The 24,294-nt window shown below is 73.6% G+C and carries 13 protein-coding genes; 6 read left to right on the plus strand and 7 right to left on the minus strand.

Annotated elements, in window-relative coordinates:
• Positions 1-4: 4 nt before the first annotated feature.
• Both A3Q37_RS30670 and A3Q37_RS30675 read right to left on the minus strand, forming a co-directional pair.
• On the minus strand, positions 5-1,228 hold the full coding sequence (locus A3Q37_RS30670) for a hypothetical protein (RefSeq protein WP_065489564.1): 1,224 nt from the start codon (positions 1,226-1,228) through the stop codon (positions 5-7).
• Positions 1,229-1,305: 77 nt separating this feature from the next.
• On the minus strand, positions 1,306-4,911 hold the full coding sequence (locus tag A3Q37_RS30675) for a CDP-glycerol glycerophosphotransferase family protein (RefSeq protein WP_065489566.1): 3,606 nt from the start codon (positions 4,909-4,911) through the stop codon (positions 1,306-1,308).
• Between the two features lie 101 nt (positions 4,912-5,012).
• On the opposite strand from A3Q37_RS30675, the gene A3Q37_RS30680 reads away from it, so the two are divergent.
• The 6 genes from A3Q37_RS30680 (at position 5,013) to A3Q37_RS30705 (ending at position 15,917) form a co-directional block, all read left to right on the plus strand.
• The gene (locus tag A3Q37_RS30680) at positions 5,013-6,209 is read left to right on the plus strand and encodes a CDP-glycerol glycerophosphotransferase family protein (protein WP_079138060.1); all 1,197 of its coding nucleotides are present in this window, start codon (positions 5,013-5,015) and stop codon (positions 6,207-6,209) included.
• 117 nt (positions 6,210-6,326) lie between these two features.
• Positions 6,327-7,085 (plus strand): methyltransferase domain-containing protein, encoded by a 759-nt coding sequence (locus A3Q37_RS30685; RefSeq protein WP_065489568.1) that lies wholly within the window; start codon positions 6,327-6,329, stop codon positions 7,083-7,085.
• Between the two features lie 11 nt (positions 7,086-7,096).
• Positions 7,097-7,975 (plus strand): TylF/MycF/NovP-related O-methyltransferase, encoded by an 879-nt coding sequence (locus tag A3Q37_RS30690; protein WP_176711542.1) that lies wholly within the window; start codon positions 7,097-7,099, stop codon positions 7,973-7,975.
• 420 nt (positions 7,976-8,395) lie between these two features.
• Positions 8,396-11,917, plus strand: a complete 3,522-nt coding sequence (locus A3Q37_RS30695; RefSeq protein ID WP_065489572.1) for a bifunctional glycosyltransferase/CDP-glycerol:glycerophosphate glycerophosphotransferase — start codon at positions 8,396-8,398, stop codon at positions 11,915-11,917.
• The gene (locus A3Q37_RS30700) at positions 11,914-14,778 is read left to right on the plus strand and encodes a CDP-glycerol:glycerophosphate glycerophosphotransferase (protein WP_065489574.1); all 2,865 of its coding nucleotides are present in this window, start codon (positions 11,914-11,916) and stop codon (positions 14,776-14,778) included. Before A3Q37_RS30695 ends, A3Q37_RS30700 begins: the two co-directional genes overlap by 4 nt.
• Positions 14,775-15,917 carry a glycosyltransferase gene (locus tag A3Q37_RS30705; protein WP_065489576.1) on the plus strand — a complete coding sequence of 381 codons (1,143 nt, stop codon included), beginning with the start codon at positions 14,775-14,777 and terminating at the stop codon, positions 15,915-15,917. The genes A3Q37_RS30700 and A3Q37_RS30705 overlap by 4 nt, the downstream gene beginning before the upstream one ends.
• Positions 15,918-15,960: 43 nt before the next feature.
• On the opposite strand, the gene A3Q37_RS30710 is transcribed toward A3Q37_RS30705, so the two are convergent.
• The 5 genes from A3Q37_RS30710 to A3Q37_RS30730 all read right to left on the minus strand — a co-directional run.
• The gene (locus A3Q37_RS30710; RefSeq protein ID WP_065489578.1) at positions 15,961-18,192 is read right to left on the minus strand and encodes a bifunctional glycosyltransferase family 2 protein/CDP-glycerol:glycerophosphate glycerophosphotransferase; all 2,232 of its coding nucleotides are present in this window, start codon (positions 18,190-18,192) and stop codon (positions 15,961-15,963) included.
• 173 nt (positions 18,193-18,365) lie between these two features.
• Positions 18,366-19,307: a carbohydrate ABC transporter permease gene (locus A3Q37_RS30715; RefSeq protein WP_065489584.1), complete on the minus strand. Its 942-nt coding sequence runs from the start codon at positions 19,305-19,307 to the stop codon at positions 18,366-18,368.
• Between the two features lie 14 nt (positions 19,308-19,321).
• A complete protein-coding gene (locus A3Q37_RS30720) occupies positions 19,322-20,608 on the minus strand; it encodes a carbohydrate ABC transporter permease (RefSeq protein ID WP_065489586.1) in 1,287 nt (428 codons plus the stop codon).
• 100 nt (positions 20,609-20,708) lie between these two features.
• Complete coding sequence (locus A3Q37_RS30725) at positions 20,709-22,073, minus strand: ABC transporter substrate-binding protein (protein WP_065489580.1); 1,365 nt, start codon at positions 22,071-22,073, stop codon at positions 20,709-20,711.
• A 381-nt stretch (positions 22,074-22,454) separates the two neighbouring features.
• Positions 22,455-24,294 (minus strand): FtsK/SpoIIIE domain-containing protein (locus tag A3Q37_RS30730; RefSeq protein WP_255311992.1); only part of this gene is annotated, 1,840 nt, incomplete at its 5' end.

The following is a 24,294-nucleotide window of genomic DNA, read 5'->3' on the forward strand; positions in this document are numbered from 1 at the left end:
TCCCTCAGCCCGCCGGCACCCGTGCCAGCACCTCGCCCGTGCGCGGGCTGAACGCCAGCACCGTCGCGTTCTCCGGCAGCCGCTGGTGGCGGGTCAGCAGCAGCCACCGCACCCCGTACCGGGCGGTGATCCCGTCCCGGCGGTCCTGCGGGGTCGACATGTCGAGATAGGCGGCCACAGCCTGGCTCCTCTCCCGCCGCTCCGTGGTCGCGAGCCCCGCGTCCGGCAGGGCGTCGGCCAGTACGTACGCCCCGTGTCCGGCCAGCGCGTACATCGCCGGGCGGCTGTCCGTCAGGACCACCTCGCCCGGGGGCACGTACGCGGTCGCCCAGGCGTACGGCTCTCCGGCCGCCTTGACGCCCTCGGCCGCCGGAGGCGCTGTCGTCCGGCTGTCGGTGGGGACGCGCGGGGCGGTGAGCCCGTTGTAATACGGCCACAGCGCTGCCACCGTCACCGCGCACACCCCGGCGAACGCCCACCGCCACACGGTCGGCCGGATCCGGGTCCGCGTCCGGAACGCGATCAGGGCCAGACACCCGATCCCCGCGCCGATCGCCGTCTGCGGGTGGACCAGCAGGACGAGCCCGAGCAGCACCCCGATCCCGGCCGCCTCGAACCACCGGGGCGTCCGGCCCGGTGCCGGGTCGCCGGGCTCGGCGACCCGGGCGGCCACGCGACCGGTCCACGCCCACAGATGCAGGGTGACCGCGACCGCGAACGTGACCGGCGCGCTCCAGCGGGCCGGGTCCGCCCAGTGGATCAGCCCCAGCGGTACGAGGACGAGCACCGGCACCCAGCGGTTCGGGGTCAGCAGCCGGGTCAGCCGGCCGATCCCGGTGAGCAGGAGCAGCAGGTTCATCGACGCGGCCAGCGCCACGACGGACGGGCCGGAGAGCCCGGTGGCGCGGGCGGCAAGACCCTGGAGCAGGGCGTACGGGGAGTAGTGCGCGCTCGCCACGGCGGGCAGGTCGGTCATCGGGAACGCCGGGTGCAGCAGGTTCACCCGCAGCCGTTCGACGACCGCCGCCTGGAGCCCGGCCTCGCAGCACAGCGGAGCCTGCCAGGCCGCCGCCGACAGCACCGCCCACAGCAGGCCGCCCAGCACGAGGTACGGGGACGGCAGCCACAAGGACGGCCGGGCAGCCCCCTCGGCCCGGTCGCCTGCGGTCGCGGCGGGCGGGAGGTCGGCGGCGGAGGACGCGGCGGAGGCAGCGGAGAAGAGGGGCACACCTCATGGGTTCCGTGCGGCGGGCCCGTTCTCCCCGCCGCCACTCGTCCGAGGGATTCCGGGCGACGGGCCTGGGCCTATTCCGCGTCCGCGAGCAGCCGGTCCGCGACCCGGGCCGCCGCGCGGCCGTCGTCCAGATCGCAGTAGTCGCGCCGGAAGCTCTCGTACGCGTCCGCGTGCCGGGCCGCCGACGTGCCCGTGTCGCGCAGGGCCTGGGCCGCCTCGTCCGTCGTGACCAGCAGCGGCCCCGGCGCCCGGGTCTCGAAGTCCAGGCAGAAGCCGCGCACGGTGTCGCGGTAGTGCTCCAGGTCGTACGTGTGGAAGAGCATCGGCCGGCCCGTCAGCGCGAAGTCGAACATCAGCCCCGCGTAGTCCGTCACCAGGACATCGGCGATCAGGAGCAGCCCCGCCGCCCCCGGGTGGTGCGAGACGTCGAGCACGCCGGGCCCCGGCGGGACGCTGCCGGTGACCCGGGGGTGGCGGCGCACCAGCACCGTGTGGCCGGGGCCGAGCGCCCGGGCCAGGGCGTGCGGGTCGAGCGCCGGGTCCCAGCGGTACGGGCCCGGGGCCGTGCGGTCGGCGTACGTGGCGGACGCGGCGGCCGGGGGATGGGCCAGGTGGTCGCGGTAGGTGGGGGCGTACAGCACGACGCGGTGCTCCTCCGGGATGCCGAGCCCGCGCCGTACCTCCTCGGCCGCCTTGTCCCGTACCGGCGGGAACAGCACGTCGTTGGCGGGCGACCCGGCCTCCAGCACCTCGCCCTCGTACGAGAGCGACCGGCGCAGCAGAGGGGTGGCGAAGCGGCTCGGGGAGACCAGCACCGACCACTGGGCCGACCGGCGCGGCAGGGTGGCGAGGTGCTGGTGGTCGGCGTAGAGGGAGTCCGCCAGACCGGAGCCGAACCGGCCGAGCGGGGTGCCGTGCCAGGTCTGGACGACCGTCTGCCCGGGCCGCCGCTCGAACCAGACGGGCAGCTGCTCGTCCGTGACGATCCGGCGCGACCGGGCCAGCGCCTCGTACCAGGCGGCGCTGTGCACGGGGACGGCCCGCGCGCCGGGCGGGACGTGGGTGGTGCGGCCGGGGGTGGTACCGGTGACCCACAGATGTTCGGCGTCCGTGCCCCGGCGCACGAGCTCGGCGTGGACGGCGCGTGGGGAGTCGCCGTCGCTTGCGTAGAGGACGGTGTCGCGGAGGGGGAGGGCGTGGGGGAGCGTGGGCCGGTCGCGGAGGGGTGGGAGCGTGCGGGGCGTGTCCGATGTGCCGGGCGTGCGCCGGTCGGGGTGGTGCGCGGCGCGCAGGAGGCGCCTGCCGTACGCGCTCCGCTCGGCGGCCGGGAGGTCGGGCGGAGCGACGACGGACAGCCGGTCGCCGTGCCGCCGCTCCAGCCGCAACGCGGTCTCGCCCGCGCCGCAGGGCAGCTGCGCGGCGGCGGATCCGAGGACGCGGACGGGGTGGCCGTCCAGGCGGACCTCCCAGCGGCCTTCCGGGAGCGGCGGGGCGATCAGCGCGGAGAAGCGGAGGGTGGGGTGGGTACCCGGGGTACCCACCCCACCCTCCGCGACCGGGACCACCTCATGCAGCGTCTCGTGGCGCAGGACGAGACGGGCGCCGGACGCGTCCGACGTGGCCGTGGCCGTTCCCGGAGCCGATGGGGCGTACGTCCCCGAGATCCGCAGGCCCCCCTCCGGAGTGGCTTCCACCCGGTCCGCGTACGGCGGCCCCGCCAGGTCCAGCACCAGGTCGCCCGCCGGGTCCGCGCACGCGGGCGGCGGCAGGTCCGGGGCGGCGGGCAGCGGGACGCGGGTGCCGTCGTCGAGCAGCATCCGGACCTGCCACCGAGCCCCACCCGCTGCCTCGACCTCGCGGGGGGCCCGGTGCGCGGCGGGCGGCACGGCGGCGAGTTCGGCGAGCGGTACACGCGCGGTGAACGCGAGCGGGTCGGGCGCGGGCGCGCCCGTGTCCGGCCCGGGTGCGCCACTCTCCGGCCCGGACTCCTCCCCGTACGCCACCACACAGGAGCGCTCCTCCCCACCCCCGCGAGTCAGCACCAGCGCCGTAGGCCTCGCCGTCCCGGCGAAGAGCCGGCCCGCGATGTCCAGCGCGACCCCGTCCGTCCCCACCGCGACCGTCCGGTGAGACTCCGCCCGGGCCCGCAGGCGCGACACCGTCAGCCGGAGCCGGCCGCCCCGGAAGTCCAGCACCGCCCTCCGCCCGTCGCCCAGGTCGTGCACCAGCGGCTGGTCCGCCCCCGTGTCCTGGGCGCGCACCGCGACCCGGCGGACCGTTCCGGGGGCGGCCAGGACCAGGCCCACCAGCCAGCCGTCGCCCTCCGGCGTCTCGGGCAGCTTGTCCGGGGCGATGGTCATCTCGAAGCCCGCGTGGGCGTAATCGTGCAGCTCCTGGGCGGAGTTCACCGTCGCCTCGGGGGCGGAAACGGACCGCACCGGCACCGGTCGCACCGCCCGTCCCCGCTCCGCCCGGACCATGCCCACCGTCAGGCGCCCGCGCGCCGACCCCGCCGGGAGGTTGCGCAGATACGCGTACCCGCGCAGCCGCAGCTTCCCGTCCGCGCCCCACCGCGCCTCCAGGAGCCGTGCGACCGCCGGGATGTCCGTGCGCGCGAGCCGGGCGCTCGCGCCGCGCACGCCGGGGTACACCGCCCGCCTCCGCCCCGGCAGACCCTCGACGGCGAACGTGCCCGCCCCGTTGGCCCGTTCGAAGGCGAGGACGTCCAGCAGGTCCGTCAGGCGGCGCTCCCCTACCAGCTGCCACTTGATGCGCAGCTCCACCGGCAGCCCCTCCAGCACCCCGGCCCCTGCCCGGTCGACGAAGGCCCCCGCGCCCTCCAGGAACGCCGCCCGGTACGCCTCGCCGCCCATCGGCAGGCCGTCCAGGAAGTACCCGAAGTCGTCGCGCAGACAGGACGTGTCGTACGCCCGCCGCTGAGCCTCGTCCCGGCCGCCCAGGAACGCGCTCACCTGCTCGCACGCGGCGATCCGGTCCCGTACGCCCCTGACGTCCGTACGCCGCCGGGTGATCGAGCCCTCCCGCACCCGCCAGTAGTAGACATGCTCGGCGAGGACGTCGACCGAGCCCGCGAGATAGTGCGCGGGGATCATCACCGGGGTGTCCTCGTACAGCCTGCCCTCGGGGAACGCGAAGGCGTGCGCGTCCCAGAAGGAGCGCCGGAACACCTTGTTCCACGCCACCCGGTCCGCCAGCAGGCGCGGGTCACGGGTGATGTGCGTACGCGACCGGGGGCCCGTCAGCCAGCGGTACTGCCAGGCCTGCTGCCGCCCCTGCCCGGTCAGCCGCCACACATTGCCGGTCACCAGATCGGAACCGGTCGACTCCAGCGCGGCCGTCATCCGCTCGTACGCGTCGTGCACGACGATGTCGTCGCTGTCCGCGAACGCCAGGTAGGGCACGGTGGGGGTGGTGTGCCGGACGCCGGTGTTGCGGGCCGCGCTCAGGCCCGCGTTCGGCTGCCGGACCAGCCGGAAGCGGTCGTCCCGGGCCGCGAACTCCGCTGCGATCCGGGCGCTTCCGTCCGTCGAACCGTCGTCGACCATCACCACCTCGATCGCGTCGAGCGTCTGCTCCGCCACCGACCGCAGGCAGTCCTCCAGGTAGGCCTCGACGTTGTGGACGGGGACGACGACGCTGAGGAGTGGTGGCTTCATGTCCTGGTCAACAGGGGGCGGGTCCGGGGGTCACCGGCGCTGACCCGAACGGGTGAACGCGGGGCCCCGGCCGCCCGGCCCCGCGATTACGCTCGGCTGCCATGCCGCCCCCAGTCTCCGCAGCCTCCGTGAAGCGGTTTGTTCGTCGGCAGGCCATGCGCGCCGTCTACCGCACCGACCTGCGCCGCCCGCTCGACCCCAACCTCGCGGTCTACGGGGCCTATTGGAACCGAGGCATCGCCTGCAACCCCGCCGCCATCCACGCCAAGGCCCGCGAACTGGTCCCGCACATCCGGGGCGTGTGGGTCGTCTCCTCCCGGCACCGCGACCGGATGCCCCCGGGCGTGCCGTACGTCATCGAGGGCTCGCGCCCCTACTGGCGGGCCATGGCCACCGCCACCTACCTCGTCAACAACTCCAGTTTCCCCGGCGGTTTCACGAAACGGCCCGGTCAGCGCTATCTCCAGACCCACCACGGGACCCCGCTCAAGACCATGGGGCTCGACCAGCGCGCGTACCCCGCCCTTGCCCGGAAGACCGACTTCGGCAAGATCCTCGCCCACGTCGGCCAGTGGGACTTCAGCCTCTCCGCCAACCCGCACACCACCGAGATCTGGGACCGCGTCTACCCGGCCTCGGAGGGCGCGTCCTACGAACATCTCGACCTCGGCTACCCCCGTAACGACGTCTACTTCACCGCCACCGCCGAGGACATCGCGAAGATCCGCGCCGAACTCGGCATCCACGCGGACCAGACCGCACTCCTCTACGCCCCGACCCACCGCGACTACCGCGAGGGCTTCGTCCCTGACCTCGACCCGGAGCGGCTGGCGCGCCAACTCGGTCCTGATTACGTCGTGTTGGTGCGCGCCCACTACTTCTACGGGCGGTCCGCCGGGCTCGGCGAGAGCGTGCCGACCGGCCGCGTCCTGGACGTCACCGCGCACCCCCGGGTCGAAGAACTCTGCCTGGCCGCCGACGCGTTGATCACCGACTACTCCTCGCTGGCGTTCGACTACGCCTGCCTGGACCGCCCGATCGTCGTCCACGCCCCCGACTGGGACGCCTACCGGACCACGCGCGGCACGTACTTCGACCTGCTCTCCGGCCGGCCCGGCGACACCCCGGGCGCCGTCACCGCCACCTCCGACGAGCTGGTCGAGGTGTTCCGTGCGGGGGAGTGGCGCTCCCCGGAAGCGGCCGCTCTGCGCACCGCGTTCCGGGAGCGGTTCTGCCCGTACGACGACGGGCACGCGGCGGAACGCGTCGTACGGCGGTTCTTCGTCCCGGCCGAGTGACCCGGGGCCGCGCCCGTCACCCGAACGGCGCAAGACGCGCTCCCTGTGCCGGTTCCTCCGCCCAGCGCGGTCGTTGTGCCCAACAGTTCGCTCACCCCGCGATGTTGGGAGACGCCCATGCACCGGTCCGCCTACGAGCAGATGGAACTCTGCATCAAGGAGTATCTGCCCGTCGAAGGGCCCGCCTCCGGCAACGGCGCCTACCGGGTCGTCGACCTCGGGTCGCGGATCTCCGGCAAGCAGACCCGTACCCACCGGGCCCTCCTCGCCGGGCACTCCATCGACTACTTCGGGGTCGACGTCCAGGACGGGCCCAACGTCGACGCGGTGATGCGGAAGCCGTACCGCATCCCCGCCCGCTCCAGCAGTGCCGATGTCGTCCTCTCCGGGCAGGCGTTCGAGCACATCCCGTTCTTCTGGGCCTCGATGCTGGAGATCGCCCGGATCCTCAAGCCCGGCGGGCACGCGTTCATCACCGCCCCCTCGCGCGGCCATGTTCACGACGCGCAGGACTGCTGGCGCTACTACCCCGACGGATTCCGCGCCCTCGCCGCCCACTCCCGGCTCGAACTGGTCGAGGCCTACACCGACTTCCCGCCGCAGAAGGGTATCTGGCACGACTACCGGGCCATCGACAAGAAGGCCGCCTACTGGGGCGACTCCGTCGGCGTCTTCCGCAAGCCGCGGCGCTATCCGCGCCTGACCATGTTCGCCGTACGGGAGTTGGCCGTCTGGTGGGCGAACCGGGTCGGCGGCGTGGACTCCGTCCCGCTGCCCGCGCCGCTCGACGGCCGCGCGGAGTGCGGACGCCCGAAGGCCGTGCCCGCGCCAGCGGCCTCACTCGAACAGGACCCGCCCCGATCAATGGCAGGTTGACGAAAGGTGACATGAGTCGCAAACCGCGCGTACTGTCCCGGGGCATGGCTTGGCGCAACGCCGTCAACGGCGTCCTTCAGCAGCTCACCGGATACCAGCTCAGGCGTGTCACGGTGCCCGCCGCTCGCACCGCCCCCGCCGGTCCCGCCCCGGCACCGGCCGCCCCCACGGCCCCCGCACCCGCCCCGAAGCCCAAGGCGAAGAAGCCCGCTCTCGCGTTTCCCGCGGACTACGACGACGAGGCGAAGGACATCATCCGCGCGGTCAAGCCGTACTCGATGACCTCGCCGGAGCGACTCAACGCCTTCATCCTCGCCACCCGGTACATCGCCCGGCACGACATCCCCGGTGACATCGTCGAGTGCGGGGTCTGGCGCGGCGGTTCCATGCAGGCGTGCGCCCGGACCCTGCTGTCCGTCGGGGAGACCGAGCGCGAGCTGTATCTCTTCGACACGTACGAGGGGATGACCCCGCCCACCGCCGAGGACCTGCGGCGCGACGGCCGGCCGGCTCAGGAACTGCTGGACGCCCAGGGCAAGGACCGGCCGATCTGGGCGGTCGCGTCCCTGGAGGACGTCAAGGCGGGGTTCGAGAACGTGCCGTACCCGAAGGAGCGCGTGCACTATGTGCGGGGCCGGGTCGAGGACACCGTCCCCGGGCAGGCCCCGGAGCAGATCTCGATCCTCCGCCTGGACACCGACTGGTACGCCTCCACGAAGCACGAACTGGAGCATCTGTACGACCGGTTGGTTCCCGGCGGGGTCCTCCTGATCGACGACTACGGCTACTGGCAGGGATCGCGGCAGGCCGTGGACGAGTTCCTGGAGAAGACCGGTGAGCGGCTCCTCCTGCTCCGCATGGACGAGGGCCGGATCGCCGTCAAGCCCTGACCCGAGCCCTTAGGGCCTGTCCGGCGGATCTTGACCGGGTCCGCGACGCCTGGCACTTCCCCAAGCTCTCGGCTTCGCTCGAGCAGGGGAGGCCCCATCCCTCGCCGCGTTGCCGAAACGCCCGAATCGCTCCGCGATGAGGACGTTCCAGCGCCTTGCGATGCACCGCACCAGACGCCGCGGCCTATCCGGTCCTGATCCGCCGGACAGACCCTAGCGGCCCCGCCGAGCCCCGTGCCCTCCCGGTGCGGGGCTCGAACGCGTACCCGGCGCGCCCCCGGGCGCCCGACTCCGCCCCTCCCGTCACCCGAACGGACCCCCTCGGGTGACCGGTTACCACGGCGCGGGTTGTACCCCATGGCCCCCGGCGGGCCCTCCACGCCCCCGAAGCCCCAGTCCCCGGAAGGATCGTGCGCCGCGATGGCACCCCGTCTCACCGTCGTCGTCCCCCTCTACAACGTCGAGGAGTACCTCGGTGCCTGCCTGTCCTCCCTCGCCGAGCAGACCATGGCGGACCTGGAGGTCGTCCTCGTCGACGACGGCTCCACGGACAACGGCCCCGCTCTGGCACAGGAGTTCACGGAACGCGACCCCCGCTTCCGGCTGTTCCGGCAGGAGAACGCCGGGCTCGGCGCGGCCCGCAACGCAGGGGTCCGCGAGGCCCACCCCGGCGCGGAGTTCCTGACGTTCGTCGACAGCGACGACGTCGTCCCGCCCGGCGCGTACGCCCGGATGCTGGCCGAACTCGACCGCTCGGGCTCCGACTTCGCCACCGGCAACGTGCTCCGGCTGCGGGCCAACGGGGATCTCGAACAGTCCCCGATGTTCCGCAAGCCGATGGAGAAGGCCCGCCCGGCCACCCATGTCACCCGGGACTGGATCCTGCTCGGCGACCGCATCGCCTGCAACAAGGTCTTCCGCCGCACCTTCTGGGACGAGCACGCCTTCGCCTTCCCCACGGGCGTGCTGTACGAGGACATCGCCGTCGTCCTCCCCGCCCACTTCCTGGCCCGCTCGGTCGACGTCGTCGAGGAGCCCGTCTACCACTGGCGTGACCGCGACGGTTCGATCACCACCCGGCGGGCCGTCCCCCGGGGCATCCGCGACCGGGTCACCGCCGTCACCACCGTCAGCCGCTTCCTCGCCGAGCGGTCGGCCGAGCGGTCATCGGGGGAAGGGTCGGCCGACGCCGCCGAGGCCAAGCGCCGCTACGACGCCCATGCCCTCTCCGGCGACCTGTGGCTGTTCATCGAGGCCCTGCCGGACGGCGACGCGGAGTTCCATGAAGCCTTCCTGGAGCACGCCGGCGCGTTCGCCTCCACCGTCGAACCCGGCGTCTTCGCCTCCCTGCCCCTGCATCTGCGGGTCAAGTGGCAGCTCATCCGCGAACGCCGCCTCCCCGAACTCCTCGCCCTCCTCGCCGATGAGAAGAAGGGCCGGGACACCTTCCACGTACGCGGACTGCTCCGGCCCCGCGCTCACCACCCCGCCGTCCGCGACCCGCTGCCGCCCGCCGTGACCGCGCTGACCTCCGCCGATCTGCCCGTCCACGCCCATCTCACCGAGGCCGTCTGGCGGGACGGGCTGCTGCGTCTGACCGGGTATGCCTATGTGCGCAACGCCCCGGGCGGGCCGCCGCGCCTCGGCTGGCTGCGGTCCGGGAAGCGGCTGATCCCGTTGCGGCTGCGGCCCGTCGGCGGCGACGAGGCCACCGCCCGGTCCGGCCGCTCCCTGCACCGGTACGACCGCGCCGGGTTCACCGCCGTCGTCGACCCGCGCAGGCTCACCACCAAGAGCGGCCGTACGACCTGGAAACCGGAAGCCGTCGTCGTCGGCGCCGGCCGACCGCGCCGGGGCCCCATGCGGCTCGTCGGCACCCCGGCCCCGCCCGCCGTGACGTACACCGACGAGCGGACCCGTATCGTCCCCGTCCTGTCCGGCAACAAGCTGGAGCTGCGCACCGAACGCGTCGCCGCCGTCCTGACCGGGCAGTCGGCGGTCGAGGACGCCGTGCGCCTGGAGGTGAAGGTCCTCGGCGACGCCGGGCCGGTTGCCCTAAGGCTCACCGAGTGGCGCACCAAGGAGACCCGGGAGTTCGCCCTGCGCGGCTCGCTGGGCTCCCGGGCGGCGGACATCCCGCTCAGCGTGTTCCGGGGGGAGGACGACATCTGGGGTGTTCAACTCGTCGGTGAGAGCAAGCCGTTGACCGTTGCCGCTCGGCCCGACGGTCCGGACGGGCGTTACGCCCTGCCCGGCGGGCGCGAGGTGTACGCGGCCCCCAACCCCTCGGGCGACCTCGTCCTCACCGACCGGGCCGTCCAGCCCGTCGTCACCTCCGCCGCCTGGGAGGGATCGGGCGAGCTGGTCCTCGAAGGGGCCTTTCCCGAACCCACGGGCGCCGCCCATGAATTGGTCCTGCGGCACAGTGGCCATCAGGAGGAGGCCGTCGTCGAGATGGAGCGGATCGGGGACGACGGCTTCCGGGCCGTCGTCGCACCCGCCGCCGTCGAAGGGCCCGGCGGAGCGCTGCCGCTCGCCGAGGGGCGCTGGTACCTCTTCCTGCGCGCACCGGGGGAGCGGGACCCGGAGGCGTACCGGCCACTGCGGCTGAGCGCCCCCCTGCACAGCACCCTGCCCCGCCAACGGCACGAAGGCGGACGCGACTTCACCCTCCAGCGGCGCTACCACGACCGGCTCGTCCTGGAGTCCGGCAGCGCCCTCCCGGCCGCCGACCGAGGGCCGTACGGGCAGCGCGTCCGGCGCGAGCGGTATGCCGTGGTCCGGACGGTCGCCCCGGCCGCGACGCGCCCCGCCGTCCTCTACTCCAGCTTCGACGGCCGTCAGTTCTCCGACTCGCCCCGCGCCATCCACCGCGAACTCGCCGCCAGGGAACCGGACATCGAGCATCTGTGGGTCGTCCGTGACCAGCAGGCGGCCGTGCCCGACGGGGTCAGGACCGTCGCCCTGCACAGCGCCGCGTGGTACCAGGCGCTGGCCCGCAGCCGCTGGATCGTCACCAACACCCATCTCCCCGAGTGGTTCGAGCGGGCCGACGGACAGTGCGTCGTCCAGACCTGGCACGGCACGCCCCTCAAGCGCATCGGCCGGGACCTCGCGGGCACCCCGCACGCCGACGCCGCGTACATGGCGTCCATGGAACGCCGGTCCGCCCAGTGGAGCGTGCTCGTCTCGCCGAACAGCTTCTCCACCCCCGTCCTGCGCCGCGCCTTCGGCTACTCGGGCGAGGTCCTGGAGTGCGGCTACCCCCGCAACGACCTGCTGTACGCCTCCGACCGGGCCAAGGTCGCCGCCGCCGTACGGGAACGGCTCGCGATCCCCGAGGGGTGGCGGGTGATCCTGTACGCCCCGACCTGGCGCGACGACCAGCCCCGGACGGGCGGGAGGTACGCCCCCGATCTCCAACTCGACCTGGAGCAGGCCCGCGAGGCCCTGGGCGACGACCATGTCCTGCTGGTCCGGCGGCACTACCTCGTCGGCGGAACCGTTCCCGACACCGACTTCGTCCGGGACGTCTCGCGCCACCCGGACGTCGCCGAACTCCTCCTGATCAGCGATGTGTTGGTGACCGACTACTCCTCGATCATGTTCGACTTCGCGCAGACCGGCCGCCCGATGCTCTTCCACACCCACGACCTGGCCCACTACCGCGACACCCTGCGCGGCTTCTGCTTCGACTTCGAGCGCCGCGCACCGGGACCCCTGATCCCCGACTCCGCCGGGATCGTGGCCGCCCTCCGCGACCCGGCCGCCGCCACCGCCGGGCACCGGGAGGCCTACGAGCGGTTCCGGGAAGCGTTCTGCGACCTCGACGACGGGACCGCCGCCGCCGGGGTCGTCGACCGGATGCTCAAGAGCGAGCGGATGCCCACGGACGACCGGGCCGTCGAAGGGGACCGGGCCGTCGAGGGGGAGCGGGCATGAGCGACTTCAGCTGTGTGATCACCGGCGGCGGGGACGGCGAGGACCCGGGCGGGGCCGACGCCCTGCGCGCCTCCGTCGAGTCCGTCCTCGGCCAGTCGATGCGCGGCTCCGAGGCCCTCGTCGTCCTCGCCTCCGCCGCCGACCCGGCCGTCCGCACCACCGCCCGCACCCTCGCCGCCCGCGCGCCCGAGCGGGTCCGCGTCGTCCACGCCGACCCCGCCGCCCGCACCACCGGGGCCCTGCGCAACGCGGGTCTCGACGCGGCGACCGGCCGGTACGTCCTGGTTCTCGGCAGCGGCGAACGGCTCCAGCGGCACGCCTGCCGCAACCTCTGGCAGGCGGGCGAGACCAGCCGCGCCGACCTGATCGCCGGCCGCTGGAGCCGGACCGCCGACGAGAGCGGCAAGGAGCGGGAGCCGTCCTGGCAGGGGGAGCTGTTCGCCCGCTCCCGCACCCTCACCCGCTTCACCGAGGCCCCCCAACTCGTCGTCCGGGACGCCCTGGTGACCGGATTCTGTCTGCGCCGCGAGGCCGCCCGGCGGCACGGGCTGCGGTACGAGGAGGACCTGGCGCACGGCGAGATCCTGTTCGGCCCGCTCGCCGCGGCGTCGGTCGGCCGGATCGCCCTGGTCCGCCGGCTGATCGTGACCGGCCGTGCCGTCCCCGACCGGGCCCGCGACCTCATCGCCCTGGTCGAGGCCCACCGCCGGGTCGCCAACACCCTCCTCGCGCGCGGCCTTCCCGAGCTGCGCGAGGAGCGGGAGGCGGCGTTCCACCGGGACCATCTGGTGCCGCTGGTCCGGTCGTTCCCCGCGCTGCCCGCCGTCCGCCGCGACCGGGTCGCCGCCGCTGCCGCCCGCACCCTGACCGGGCCCGTCCCGCCGGAGCTGCCGCCGCTGGAGCGGGTCGCCGTGACCCTGCTGGGCCGGGGCGACGCCGAGGGGATCCTCGCGGCGGCCTACGCGCTGAGCCGGCCCGCCACCGTGTGCGCGCCGCTGACGACGGACGCGGACGGGCGGGTCGGCTGGGGCGGAGAAGCGGCGGAGCCCGTCGCCGACATCACCGAACTCGGCCATCAGTACCGCCGGTTCGGCGAGATGCGGCTGATGAACCGGCTCACCCGCTGCGCCGCCGCCGACCACGGCCGGCTGCTCCTCGAAGGCCGTCTCGTGCTGCCCGGGGACACCGGACCCGCCCCCGGCGAACCCCTCACCGCTACCCTGGAGTTCCGGGTCCGGGGCGGGGCGCGCGCCGTCGCGTTCCCGGCCGAGGTGGTCCGGCACGACGGGAACGGGATCACGTGGCGCGCGCGGGCCGACATCTCACGCCGCCTGCGCCCCGTCGGCGTCCGCGACACGGCGTGGGACGCGCGGCTGACCGTGGAGGCCGACGGGGTCCGGTCCGTCAGCGATCTGTTCGCCCCGCAGGACCAGGTGGCCGGGGCGGTCCGCTTCGCCGCGCGGCCCCGGCTGGGGCGGCTCGCCGGGGACACCTGGGAGCCCTACATCACCCTCAAGGACCACTTCGCGCTCCGGCTGGCCGCCCGCCGCCGCCCGGCCCGCACCGCCCACCGTCTGGTCCGCTACGCCACGCACTTCCGGCCCGCCCGCAAGGCGAAGCTCCTCGTCCGTGCCCTGCGCAAGCGCCTGGAGCGCTACCGCTCCCGAGGGTTCAAGGCCCCTGCCTACAACGCCTGGCTCACCCGTCTCCCCGTGCGCCGGGGCTCCGTCGTCTTCGAGAGCCACATGGGCACCTGCTACGGCGACAGCCCGCGCGCCCTGTACGAGGAGATCCGCCGCCAGGGCCTGAAGCTCCACGCCACCTGGTCCTACGACCCCTCCCCGGCCGGTTTCCCGGACGACGCCCGCCTCGTACGCCGCTGGTCCTGGCGCTACCTGTGGGCGCTGGCCCGCGCCGAGTACTGGGTCGACAACCAGGGCTTCCCGCAGCACCTGCGCAAGCCCGACCGCACCACGTACCTCCAGACCTGGCACGGCTCCGCGTACAAACGGATGGGCTTCGACGAGACCCGCGTACGGCTCCAGAACGCCCCGCAGCGCGAACGCCTCCAGCAGGCCGTCGACCGCTTCGACCACTTCCTCGTCCGCTCCGAGCACGACGTGCACACCCTCGCCCGCGCCTACCGGCTGCCCGAGGAGCGGCTCCTGCGCACCGGCTACCCGCGCAACGACGCCCTGATCGCCGAGCGCACCCGGGCCGAGACCGAGGGAAGGCTGCCGCGCCCGCCGCTCGCCGGGGCGCTCGGGCTCGACGACCACAAGAAGACCGTGCTGTACGCCCCGACGTTCCGGGGCGGCCCCGGAAAGCAGCGGAAAACCCGAATCCTGCTGGATGTAAGGGAGTTCGCGGAGCGGTTCGGCGACACCCACACCCTGCTCGTGCGGGCCCACTACCTGGAGTCCGCCCGGCTGCCGGTCTGCCCGCCCGGCACCGTCGTCGACGTCTCGCACCACCACGACGTCAGCGAACTCCTCGCCCTCACCGACGTGTTGATCACCGACTACTCCTCCATCATGTTCGACTTCGCCCTCCTCGACCGGCCCATCGTGCTGTTCGCCCCCGACCTGGAGGCGTACGCTGCCGAGCGCGGCAGCTACTTCGACCTGCGGGAGCAGGCCCCGGGACCGGTGACCGCGACCCAGGACGAGCTGTTCGCCGCCCTCGCGGAGCTGAAGAAGTCCGACACCCGGTACGCCGACCAACGCCGGGCCTTTGCTGAGAAGTTCGGCGCCTACGACCGGGGCGACGCGGCCCGCGCCACCGTCGCCGCCGTCTTCGGGCTCGCCGCCTCCCGGGGCGTCCGCCACACCACCGACCACGACCGGGGGGCCGGCCGATGAGCCGCGACATCTTCATCGTCTCCAACAGCACCGACGAACTCGGCGGTGTCACCGGCTGGATGCACCAGACCGCCCGCCTCTTCGCCGGCCAGGGCCACCGGGTCCACACCGTCGGCATCCACGCCTCCGACCTCAAGATGGCGCTGCCCCGGCAGCCCGAGCACCCGGTCACCGCCCTCTATCCCGCCCACCCCCCGACCCCGTGGACACCCCACGGCGTCCGCGACCGCCTCCGCATCCCCACCCGGCGCAAGGAGGCCGCCCGGGTCGCCGCCAAGAAGCAGGCCGTCGGGCGGCTCTCGGAGCTCTTCGCCACCGCCCGGCCCGGCGCGGTCGTCATCGTCACCCAGGTGTGGGCGATGGAGTGGGTCGGGGAGGCCGACACCACCGGGCTGCGGGTCATCGGGATGAGCCACGAGTCCTACGACTACTCCCGTGCGAGCCACCGCTACCGCTGGATCAAGAACCACTACAAGGACCTCGACCACTGGCTCGTCCTCACCGAGGAGGACGCCGACCGGTGGGCCGGGGACGGCATGAACAACGTCGGCTTCCTGCCCAACGCCCTCTCCCGGCTCCCGCTCGTGCCCTCCCCGCGCACCGCGAAGACCGTCGCGAGCATCGGCCGGCTCAGCGACCAGAAGGGCATCGACCTGCTCCTGGACACCTGGGCCCTGGTCGCCCCCGCCCGCCCCGAGTGGACGCTGCGCGTGTACGGGGCGGGCGAGGACGAGGCCGCGCTGAAGCAGCAGTGCACGGGCCTCGGCCTCGACGGGTCCGTGGAGTGGATGGGGCGCACCGACGACGTGGAGCGGGCCCTCGCGGACGCCTCCGTCTTCGTCCAGTCCTCCCGGGGCGAGGGCTTCCCGCTCGCGCTCCTGGAGGCGATGGCCAGCGGGGTGCCGTGCGCCGCCTTCGACTGCGCGCCCGGGGTCCGCGAGATCGTCCGGGACGGCGAGGACGGGCTCCTGGCCCCCGCCGGGGATGTCGCCGCCCTCGCCGACCGGCTGCTGCGGCTCACCGGCAACCCCCGGCTGCGCGACGCGATGGGCGCGCGCGCCCGCTCCGGCGTCCAGCGGTTCTCCGAGCCGGAGACCCTGCGCCGCTGGGAGGAGCTGTTCGCGTTCCTGGAGCGCTGAGCCGGGTTCTTGAAACGCTGATCCCGACCTGCGGTTGTCGGGGTCAGCCCCCGACGGCCGCCCCGGCCCCGTCCTGCGCGGGCAGGGCCGCGGGCGTCCGGCGGGCCGCGAACGGCACCGGCAGCGGCAGCCCGTCCGTCTCCCCGAGGAAGACCCGCCGCACCACCCGCTCGGCGGCGTACCCGTCGTCGTACGGACAGAACCGGGCCCGGAACGCGGCCCGCAGCTGCGCCGAGCGGGAGCCCCGCCAGTGGTCCGTGGCGAAGATGTCGAACAGCTCGTCCTGGCTCCGGGCGACGACCCCGGGCGGGAACGCCGTGATGTCGAAGTACGTGCCCCGGGCCGCCTCGTACGCCTCGATGTCGTCCAGGTGCAGCACCACCGGGCGGTCCAGGTTGACGTAGTCGAACATCAGCGAGGCGTAGTCGGTGAGCAGGGCGTCCGAGGCGAGCGCCAGCGTCTCCACCGACCGGTGGGCGCTCACGTCGATGATCCGGGGATGCGCCGCCCGGCCCCCGCCCCCGGGACCGGCGGGGCGCGGCGCCCGGGCCAGGATCACGAACTGCGGGCCCAGCACCCGGACCAGCCGCTCCAGGTCGAGGGAGGGCCGCTGGACCCGCCGGTAGTCGCGGGGGACGGGGGCGTACAGCAGAGCGGTGGCGCCCTCCGGGATGCCCAGCGTCTCGCGCAGCCGCGCCACATCGGCCGGACCGGTGCGGTGGTACACGTCGTTGCGCGGCGATCCGTACTCCAGCGTCGTGTACGCGGACGGAAAGGCCCGTTCCCGTACGAGGGTGGAGTGCGGGTTGGCCGAGAGGGAGAAGTCCCAGGTGTCGACCGAGCGCAGCAGCTCGTCGAAGTCGGTGCCCCGGGCGGCGGCGGGCCGGTCCAGCAGATCGGTGCCCTCGGTCCGCAGTGGCGTGCCTTCGTGCGTCTGGAGCAGGATCTGACCCCGCCGCTTGACCAGCCCCCGGTCGAAGGAGCCGTCGTTCACCAGATACGCCGAACGGGCCAGGGCGGCCCGGTGGGCGAAGGTGCCGGGCGCGAGCTGCCGGGTGCCGGTCGGCACGGTGTGGGCGTCGACGGGCCGGCAGATCCAGGCTGTTCGCACCCCCGGGACCAGCTCGCGGACCTTCGCCTCGATCGCCGCCGGGTTGCCCGCGTACCCGCCGCCGCCCCGGGTGGTGAACACCGCGTCCCGGGTGCGCAGCGGCAGCCGCAGCTGGATCCGGTAGTGCGCCCGCAGCGCCGCGCCCCGCACCGCCCGGCGCAGGACCGCCGCCCCTTTCCGCAGCCGGCCGGCGAGGCGCTGGGCCTCCGACAGGGCCCGGTAGGTGCGCCGCGCCCCGAGATGCATCAGGCCGTGCCGCAGCAGGGCGCGGCGGGGGGCGGGAGCGCCGGGGACGTGGTGGCGGCGGCAGGACACGGTCGCCCGTCGGAAGAACGCGGCGCGGCTGTGCAGCGGCAGCCGGTCCCGGGAGGCGAAGAGCGCCGAGAAGTGGTCCAGCATGCGGCGGAATATCACCGGGCGCCACAGAGCGAGTTCGGGGCGCGAGTCGATGAACGCGAAGACCCGGTCGTACTGGTCGAAGACGTCGAAGTGCTTCTCGCTGGTCGTGGAGAGGATGTTGCCGCGCCGCCGCTGCCGGTAGGAGACGCAGACCGCGTCGAGCACCGCGATCGAATCGGCCGCCATCAGGACCGGATAGGTCCAGGGGGTGTCCTCGTAGTAGCCGGGCGGGAAGGTGAACCCCTCGGCCTCGACGAACGCGCGGCGGTACGCCTTGTTCCAGACGACCATGAGGAGTCGCAGCAGCTCGGGGCGGTCGGTGAGGCGGAAGCGCTCGGGGCCGCTCTCGTCGAGATGGGCGGCCAGGACGTTGCGGACGCTGCGGCCCGTCCAGTACGTACGGGCGTAGTCGTACATCAGGACGTCGGGCTCGCCGGTCGCGTCGATCCGGTCGGCGATGGACTGGAGGGCATCCGGCAGGAGGGTGTCGTCGCCGTCGAGGAAGATCAGGTAGTCGCCCGAAGCCCGGCCCATCCCGGCGTTGCGGGCCGGGCCGAGGCCGATGTTGCGGGGCAGGTGCAGTGCGGTGACGCGGGGGTCCCGGCGGGCGTACTCGTCGGCGATCGGTCCGCAGGCGTCGGGGGAGCAGTCGTCGACCACGACGATCTCGTAGTCCTTGAAGGACTGGGCCAGCACGGAATCCAGACACGCGTGCAGATACGCCTGGACCCGGAATGCGGGCACGATGACGGAGAACCGGGGCACTACACATCCATGGGTCGATCGTTCGCGGAAACCAGGCAGAGCGCAAACGTCGGATGGAATGACAGGGTTACGCCGGACGTGGCAATCGGGCGACGCGGACGCCGAAGCGGCCCGGTTCCGGGGAACCGGGCCGCTCCGTGTTGACGTACAGCCGTACGGCCGTGAGGTGCGCGCTACTTGACCGCGCCCGCCATCACGCCGGAGACGAACTGCCGCTGGAAGGCGAAGAACACCGCCAGCGGGATCACCATCGACACGAACGCGCCGGGCGCGAGCACATCGATGTTGTTGCCGAACTGGCGTACCTGCTGCTGGAGCGCCACGGTGATCGGCGGTGAGTCGGAGTCCGCGAAGATCAGCGCGACCAGCATGTCGTTCCACACCCACAGGAACTGGAAGATCCCGAGCGAGGCGATCGCCGGACCGCCCAGCGGCATCACGACCCGGGTGAAGAGCCGGATCTCGCCCGCCCCGTCGAGCCGGGCGGCCTCCAGCAGTTCACGGGGGATCTCCGCGAAGAAGTTCCGCAGCAGGAAGATCGCGAACGGCAGGCCGAACGCCGTGTGGAACAGCACCACGCCGAGCGTCGTCTCGAAGATCCCGATCGTGCCGAACAGTTCGGAGACCGGGATCAGCGCGACCTGCACCGGCACCACGAGCAACCCGACGACCAGCAGGAACAGCCAGTCCCGGCCAGGGAACTCCATCCAGGCGAAGGCGTATCCGGCGAGCGACCCGATCACCACCACCAGCACCGTGGAGGGCACCGTGATCATGATGGTGCTGACGAGCGAGCCGGTGATCGTCGAATTGTCCAGCAGCCGCTGGTAGTTCTCGAAGGTCAGCTCGGACGGGGCGGTGAAGATCTTCCACCAGCCGGTCGCCGCGATGTCCTGCGGACCGCGCAGCGAGGACAGCAGCAGACCGATCGTGGGCAGCAGCCAGAACAGGGCGATCAGGATCAGGAAGACCCGCATCGCCCCGCCGCCCGCGCGGGCGGCGATCCTGGCCCCGAGGGACTGCTTCGCTCTGGGTGCTTCGGGGGTGCCCGTTTTCCGGGAGACCGCCTTCTGACGGCCGATGCGGGCGGTGTTCACGTCCGGTGCGCTGCTCATCTCCGGTGTGCTGCTCATCGCCGTCCCTCCTTCCGGATCCGGCGGATGTTGACCAGCATCACCGGGATCACCAGCAGCAGCAGAAGCACCGCGATGGCGCTGCCGATCCCCAGGTCCGCGTCCGTGCCGAACGAGGACCGGTACAGCTGGAGGGCCAGGACGTTCGCGTCGTCCTGGGAGGAGCCCGGGGCGATGATGAACACCAGGTCGAAGACCTTCAGTACGTTGATCATCAGCGTCACCAGGACCACCGCGAGCACCGGCGCCAGCATCGGCACCGTGATCCGGCGGAACACCTGCCACTCGTTGGCCCCGTCCACCCGGGCCGCCTCCAGCAGCTCGCGCGGCAGACCGGCAAGACCGGCGGCGATCAGCACCATCGCGAACCCGGCCCACATCCATACGTAACTGCCGATGATCCCGGGCGTCACGAGGGACGGGCCGAGCCAGTCGACACCGTTGTACGGCTCGCGGAAGTTGTCGGCGGGCAGCCGCAGTTGGGCCCCTTCCGCCGATGCGGGCAGGGTGAACACCCCGTCCGCTCCCGCCGTGGCGGAGGCGACGACCTTGCCGTCCTTCACCGCCTCGACCTTCAGGCCCTTCAGGCCCAGCTCCTTAGGGTCGACGACGTTGGGTTTCCCGCCGCCGCCCCGGGTGAAGTCCAGCCAGGCCGTGCCGGAGATCTGGTCCCCGGAGGCCGCCGGTGCGCCTTTCGCGGGCTTCGCGTCGCCCGGCATCTTCGCCGGGGCCACACCGACCAGCGGCACCCGCAGCGGCTCGCCCGCGCGGATCGGCTCCTTGGAGACGAACGTTCCGCCCTCGCCCTTCTCCAGCGGGTGCACGGGCAGCGGGCGGGCCTTCGGGAAACCGGCGGACGCGTTGAACGTGTCGTGCACGCTCACCGCCACCGCGTTGGCGACCCCGCGCTCGGGAGCCTGGTCGTACACCAGACGGAAGATGATGCCCGCCGCCAGCATCGAGATCGCCATCGGCATGAAGACGATCAGCTTGAACGCGGTGCCCCAGCGGATCCGTTCAGTCAGCACCGCGAAGATCAGCCCCAGCGCGGTGGCGACCGTGGGTGCGAAGACGACCCAGATCGCGTTGTTCTTCACCGCCGTGAGGATCGTGTCGTCGGTGAACAGAGCGGTGTAGTTGTCGAACCCGGCGAAGCCCGTGCCGGCCTGGTCGAAGAACGACCGGTAGACCGAATAGCCGATCGGGTAGAGCACCAGCGCACCGAGCAGCACCAGCGCGGGCAGCAGGAACACCACCGCGATGACCCTGCGGGTGCCGGTCACGCTCCGGCCGGGCTTCTCCGGGCCGGGGGACGGGCGCGGACTCGTGTCGTCGGCGGGGGGCGCCGCACCGGCGCCCCCCGCGATCGCTGTCGTCACGGCGTCAGCTCTTGTACGCCTTGGCCGCCGCGGACTCCAGCTTTTTCTGGGTCCCCGCGATGTCCTTCGGGTTCTTCAGGAAGTCCTGGAGGATCTTCCACTCGCCCGCCCCGGGCGTCCCGCCGAACGACTGCGGGGCCTGGTCGGACATGTCGAACCGGACGTCGTCACCGGCGTCGATCAGCGCCTGCGCCATCGTGCGCTGCACATCGTTCGGATACGCCTTCAGGTCCAGGCTCTTGTTCGGGGAGATGAACCCGCCCGCCTCGGCCCAGATCTTCGCCGCGTCCGCCGACGCCAGCCAGGTCAGCAGCGCCTGCGCGCCCTTGCTGTCCTTCAGCGCCACCGCCGCGTCGCCGCCGGTCACCACCGGCGAGTCCGCGCCGACCGCCGGGAACGGGAACACCTTGGCGTCGGTGCCGATCTTCGCCTCGGTCTGCGCGATGTTGACGGCGACGAAGTCACCCTCGAAGACCATCGCGCCCTTGGGCTGGTCGCCCCCGGTGAAGGTCTGCGTCACCGAGGCCGGGAACTCCGTCTGGAGCGCCCCGTCCGCCCCGCCCGCGATCAGCTCCGGCTTCCCGAACAGCTCGGCCAGCGTGGTCAGCGCGTCCTTCACGGACGGGTCGGTCCACGGGATCTCGTGCTTGGCCAGCTGGTCGTACTTCTCCGGGCCGGCCTGCGAGAGGTAGACGTTCTCGAACCAGTCGGTCAGCGTCCAGCCGTCCGCGCCGCCCACCGAGACCGGGGTGACGCCGGAGGCGGAGACGGTCTCCGCGGTCGTCAGGAAGTCCTTCCAGGTCTTCGGCTCACTGGCCCCCGCGTTGTCGAACGCGGCGGCGTTGTACCAGATGAGGGACTTGTTGGCGGCCTTGAAATACACCCCGTACTGGGTGCCGTCGACCGCGCCGAGGTCCTGCCAGACCTTGGCGTAGTTCTTGTCGAGCTGGGCCTTCGCCTCGGGTCCTACCGGCTTGGCCCACTTCTTCGCGGCCGCCTGCTGGATCGCGCCGACCTGCGGGATCATCGCCACGTCCGGCGGCTGCTTGCCCGCGATCTTGGTGCCGAGGAAGTTGATGATCGGGTCCTGCGCCGGGACGAACGTGACGTTCGCGCCCGTACGCTTCTCGAACTCGTCCAGCACCTTGGTGAAGTTGGCCTGCTCGGGTCCGGTCCAGACCGCGGCGACGGAGACGTTCTCCCCGTCCAGCTTCGGCAGCTTCACCGTGGACGCGCTCTCCGTGCCCTTGCCGGAGTCGTCGCCTGTCTTCTTCTTGCCGTCGCCGTCGCCCCCGCAGCCGGTGAGCGCCAGAGCGCCGACCGCCGCGAACACGAGTGCGGCCCTGCGTATCGAGAAGGTTGTGCGCATTCCTGCCCCGTCTCTTCCGTACGCGCCCGGCCACGTCGCATGCCCGGACTGCGTCGTCCGTGCGCACAGTCCTACGCCCGGGCGCACGGGCCCCGCAATACCGCCGGAGGCCTCAACGGGCTGATCGTGATCGCCTCGTGACGTCATGTCAGGGCATGTCGGAAGCCTGCCCCGGGCGCCTGCCCCGGACAGGGGGAGGCGGCGGGCCTCCGGAGGCGGTGGGGCAGGTGTGTGCCGTGAGGCCGGGGGCGTGCTCGTGGCGGAGCCGGTGGCGGGGTCGTGCGGGGCCGGGGTGGGTCGTGCCCGTGGCGGGCTCAGGCCGGGAACGGGACCGGGGTGGGCAGCGGTGGGCGGCCGGGGCCGGCCGCGCCTCCAGCGGGCTCAGGTCGTGAACGGCACCAGCGCGGGCAGCCGTTCGGCGTTCACCGAGCGGGCCGCGCGCTCCAGGGCGCTGGCGAGCAACGCGAGGTCGGTCGGCCCGTTGCCCAGCTCCCGGACCGGGCGCCGGGTCGGCGGATCGCCCATCCGCTCCCACTCCAGCGGGACGACCGTCGGACGCAGCGTCGCCGTACGCGGGATGCGGCCGGTGACCCGGCCCCCCTGGAACGGCGTCACCCGGCCGTCCGGATGCCCCAGCCTGCCCCGGCCCGGGGCCGGTTCGTCCGGGGACGGCGGCAGCACCGGCGCGTCCAGCACGATGCGCAGCCTCGCGCCCCGGGCCAGCTCGGTGTCCTCCGTGCGGTCCGGGCGTGCCGAGGTGGCGACCAGATGCACCCCGAGCCGCCCGCCGTCCCGGGCCACGGCCTCCAGCGCCCGCACCACCGAACCGGCGGCGGGCCGGCCGGGGGAGCCGAGCGCCGGGGCGACCAGCGCGTCGAAGTCGTCGGCGAGGACGACGAGTCGGGGCAGCGGGGACGGACCCGGGTCCGCGGAGCGGGCGGCGGCCGGGCGCAGCCGCAGGGTGCCGCTGGCCGGGGAGTCCAGATCGCCCCGGCGCTCGGCACCGCTCGGCGGCCGCTGGCCCACGACGCGGGGGGCGGGGCCCTGTTGGGCCTCCTGCTGCCCGTACCGCTCGTGCCAGGCCGCGAAGTCCAGCTCGCCGAGCAGCTCGGCGCGCCGCTTCAGCTCGCCGCCCAGGGCCTGCGCGAATTCCCGCATCCGGACCGGGTCGGACGCCACGAGGTGCGCGAAGACATGCGGCAGCTCCGTACAGGGGAGCAGCCCTTCGCCGCGCTCGCCCTGTTCCCCGCCGGAACCGTCGACCAGCAGGATCCCGAGCCGGTCGGGCCGCGCCGCGGAGGCGAGCGAGGCGGCGACGGCCCGCAGCAGCTCGGTACGGCCACTGCCCGGGGGCCCCTCGATCAGCAGATGCGGCCCCTCGTCGGCGAGATCGACGCTGAGGGGACCGCGGGGCCCGGCCCCGAGCACGAGGACGGGGCGGCCGGTGTGGGCGGGGGCCCCGCTGGGGCCGGATGCGGGGGTGGTGGCGTCGCCCTGCTGCCGGGCTGCGGCGTCGGCCTCGGACCCGGCGCCGGAGCCGCGCCCCGGGCCGGAGCGCTGGGCGCCGAGGTAGGGGGTGCGGTCGGGGCCGGGGCGGGTGCCTGGGTGGGGCGTGCGGCCGGAGTCGCGGGCGTCCAGGGGCGGGTACGGCGTGCGGCCGGAGTCGCGGGAGTCGAGCGGTGGGTACGGGGTGCGGTCCGGGTCGGGGGCGCCTGCGGGTGGGTAGGGGGTGCGGCCGGAGTCTGTGCGGTTGCCCGGGTGGGGCGTACGGCGGGAGTCCAGGGGCGGGTACGGCGTGCGGCCGGAGTCGCGGGAGTCCAGTGGGGGGTAAGGCGTCCGGTCCGGGTCTGTGCGGTTGCCCGGGTACGGCGTACGGCCGGAGTCGCGAGCGTCCAGCGGTGGGTACGGCGTGCGGCCGGAGTCGCGGGAGTCCAGCGGTGGGTACGGCGTGCGGTCCGGGTCCGGGGCGCCCGCGGACGGGTACGGCGTGCGTCCGGAGTCGTGGTGGGGGGAGGCCGCGGTGCGCTGCGGGCCCACGCGCGGGCCCGCGCTCAGGGTGCGTCCGGAGTTGGGGCTGTCCACATCGGCGCGCGGCTGCGGCGCGGCGGCCGTCCGGGGTGCCGAAGCGCCCGGCTGGGCCTCCGCCGTCGACGCCCAGCGGGCCATCAGCGAGGCCGGCGTGGCGCGGGCCAGCCCCAGCTCGTCCAGCAGCCGGGCGGAC

Source organism: Streptomyces sp. PTY087I2, assembly GCF_001687325.1.
Taxonomy (GTDB): domain Bacteria; phylum Actinomycetota; class Actinomycetes; order Streptomycetales; family Streptomycetaceae; genus Streptomyces.

Excerpts from the sequence above, each read along its gene's own strand:
- A3Q37_RS30675 (WP_065489566.1), bottom strand. The coding sequence starts at position 4,911 with ATGAAGCCACCACTCCTCAGCGTCGTCGTCCCCGTCCACAACGTCGAG.
- A3Q37_RS30685 (WP_065489568.1), top strand. The coding sequence starts at position 6,327 with ATGCACCGGTCCGCCTACGAGCAGATGGAACTCTGCATCAAGGAGTAT.
- A3Q37_RS30715 (WP_065489584.1), bottom strand. The coding sequence starts at position 19,307 with ATGAGCAGCGCACCGGACGTGAACACCGCCCGCATCGGCCGTCAGAAG.
- A3Q37_RS30690 (WP_176711542.1), top strand. The coding sequence starts at position 7,097 with ATGAGTCGCAAACCGCGCGTACTGTCCCGGGGCATGGCTTGGCGCAAC.
- A3Q37_RS30700 (WP_065489574.1), top strand. The coding sequence starts at position 11,914 with ATGAGCGACTTCAGCTGTGTGATCACCGGCGGCGGGGACGGCGAGGAC.
- A3Q37_RS30725 (WP_065489580.1), bottom strand. The coding sequence starts at position 22,073 with ATGCGCACAACCTTCTCGATACGCAGGGCCGCACTCGTGTTCGCGGCG.
- A3Q37_RS30695 (WP_065489572.1), top strand. The coding sequence starts at position 8,396 with ATGGCACCCCGTCTCACCGTCGTCGTCCCCCTCTACAACGTCGAGGAG.
- A3Q37_RS30680 (WP_079138060.1), top strand. The coding sequence starts at position 5,013 with ATGCCGCCCCCAGTCTCCGCAGCCTCCGTGAAGCGGTTTGTTCGTCGG.
- A3Q37_RS30705 (WP_065489576.1), top strand. The coding sequence starts at position 14,775 with ATGAGCCGCGACATCTTCATCGTCTCCAACAGCACCGACGAACTCGGC.